Origin of the sequence: Devosia sp. (genome assembly GCF_041917035.1) — a bacterium.
Lineage (GTDB): Bacteria > Pseudomonadota > Alphaproteobacteria > Rhizobiales > Devosiaceae > Devosia_A.
Genome location: NZ_JAYRYM010000383.1, coordinates 1 through 2,484, shown reverse-complemented (window position 1 = coordinate 2,484; position 2,484 = coordinate 1). Strand labels below are relative to the sequence as shown.

The 2,484-nt window shown below is 66.3% G+C and carries 2 protein-coding genes; both read right to left on the bottom strand.

Going from position 1 to position 2,484, the window contains the following annotated elements; all coding sequences use genetic code 11:
• On the bottom strand, positions 1-1,362 hold a 1,362-nt coding region (locus ACE3TU_RS21355; RefSeq protein WP_374627871.1), incomplete at its 3' end, for a glycoside hydrolase family 43 protein.
• Positions 1,363-1,557: 195 nt separating this feature from the next.
• A partial coding sequence (locus tag ACE3TU_RS21350) for a xylose isomerase (protein ID WP_374627870.1) occupies positions 1,558-2,484 on the bottom strand: 927 nt, incomplete at its 5' end.

Genomic DNA, 2,484 nt, shown 5'->3' with positions numbered 1-2,484 from the left:
CTGCGGCAGCGGCACCGGTGCCGCCGGATAGCTGAGCCGGCCGTCCGGGTGGCTCGCCAGCGAGCTCATGATCAACAGCTCGCGCTGGCCGTCCGAATGCGCGGTGACGGTGAGGTAGTGGAAATTGTAGCGGCCGTAATAGCCGGTCAGCCCGGCGAACTGCCGCTCGTCGCTGGGCGAGAACTCCACCGTCACTTCCGCGTCATAGGAGAAGTGCGTCTGCCGACGCGCCACCAGCGCCTGCTCGAACCAGCTGCCGATCGACTCGCGCCCGATGAGGTGCAGCTTGCCGTCCGCCAGCCGGAAGATGCGCTCGGTCTCGGGGGTCCTCAGCCACTGGAAATCCTGGTGCAGGCTGTCGAAGCTGTAGCGCTTCGGCTTCCAGTAGTCGGTGTGGTCGCGCGTACCTGGGACCTCGACGTCGAGCGAGGGCACCGGGCCGTTCTTCACCCACAGCCAGTCGTCATTGCCCCAGTAGGCCTCCTGGATGCCGGTCTCGCGGCCGAGCACGCAACGGCGCTTCTGCGTCGTCGGCCGGCCCATCAGGTGGACGAGGAAGGTCTTGCCGTCCGGCGTCTCCACCAGGTCGCCGTGGCCGGAGCGCTGTACCGGATTGAGCGGGGCGTCCTTGGCGGTGAGGATGTGCTTTTGCGGATGCGTCTCGTACGGCCCGTCGATGCTGCGCGACCGGGCGAAGGTGCAGGCGTGTTCGTAGCCCGTGCCGCCCTCGGCGGTGAGCAGGTAGTACCAGGGGCGGCCGTCGCGGCCCTTGCGCTTGTAGAGATGCGGGCCCTCGACGAGCTTGAGGTCGGTGCCCTGGTAGATGTTCTTGATCGGGCCGACGAGCTTTTTGGCCGCGTGGTCGTATTCCTGCAGCGCGATGCCGGCGAACAGCAGCGGCCGGGTGCGGTGGTCCCACAGCATGTTGACGAACCACTTCCTGCCGTCGTCGTCATGGAACAGCGACGGGTCGAACCCCGAGGAATTCATGTAGACCGGGTCGGACCAGGGGCCTTCGATCGAGGGCGCGGTGACGAGGTAGTTGTGCGCGTCCTTGAACGAGCCGTCCTTGCGCTTCACGTCGGTGTAGATGAGGAAGAACTGCTCGCCGTCATGACTGAGGCACGGCGCCCAGATGCCGCACGAATCCGGGTCGCCGCGCATGTCGAGCTGTGACGCGCGGGTCAGCGGCCGGGTGCAGAGCTCCCAGTTGGCAAGATCCCTCGAATGATGGATCTGCACGCCCGGGTACCACTCGAAGGTGGAGGTGGCGATGTAGTAGTCGTCGCCGACGCGCAGGATCGAGGGGTCCGGGTTGAAGCCGGGGAGGATCGGATTGCGGATGGTGGGCATGGGACGCATTCTCATCTGTCTTCCCTCTCCCCTTGAGGGAGAGGGTGCCCGCGTAGCGGGCGGGTGAGGGGACGGACCTGACCGCCCCTCGCTTGCGTTCGGGTCGCACGTCACAACAACGACGCGATACCCCTCATCCGGCGCTTCGCGCCACCTTCTCCCTCAAGGGGAGAAGGGAGGGTCCGAGCGTGGGGAAGCCCCGGCCTACACGAACCGGTTGACCAGGTTCTCGAGATACTCCTGCTGGCCGGACCTGGGCTGCGGGTTGACGTTCTCGGCCTCGACCCACTGGGCGATCTGCTCGAGCGTGCGCTCGCCCTTCAGCATGGCCTGCGCCCCCTTCTCGTTCCAGCCGGCATAGCGGGCCTCGATCACCTTGTCGTAGGTGCCGTCCTCGATCAGTGCCGCGGCGCCCTTCAACCCACGGGCAAGCACGTCGAGGCCGCCGACATGGCCGTGCAGCAGGTCGGCCGGATCGATCGACTGGCGTCGCACCTTGGCGTCGAAATTGAAGCCGCCCTTGCCGAGGCCGCCGGCTTTCAGGATCTGGTAGAAGGCCAGCGCCATCTCGCCGGGATTGTTGGGGAACTGGTCGGTATCCCAGCCCGACTGCAGGTCGTTGCGGTTGGCGTCGACCGATCCCAGGATGCCCAGGCCGCCCGCCACCGCCAGTTCGTGCTCGAAGCTGTGCCCGGCGAGGAAGGCATGCCCGACCTCGATATTGACCTTGACCTCCTTTTCGAAGCCGTAGGTCTTGAGGAACCCGTACACCGTCGCCACGTCGTAGTCGTACTGGTGCTTGGTCGGCTCCTGCGGCTTGGGCTCGATGAGGATCTGGCCGGTGAAGCCGATCTTCTTGGCGTGCTCGATGACGAGGCCGAGGAAACGGGCGGCCTGATCCTGTTCCTGCCTGATGCGGGTATTGAGCAGCGTCTCGTAGCCCTCGCGGCCGCCCCACAGCACGTAGTTGGCGCCGCCGAGATCATGGGTGACCTCGAGCATCTGCTTCACCTGCCCGGCGGCATAGGCGAACACATAGGGGTCCGGGTTGGTGGCGGCGCCGGCCATGTAGCGGCGGTTGGAGAACAGGTTCGCCGTGCCCCACAGGAGCCGCGTGCGCGAACTCTGCAT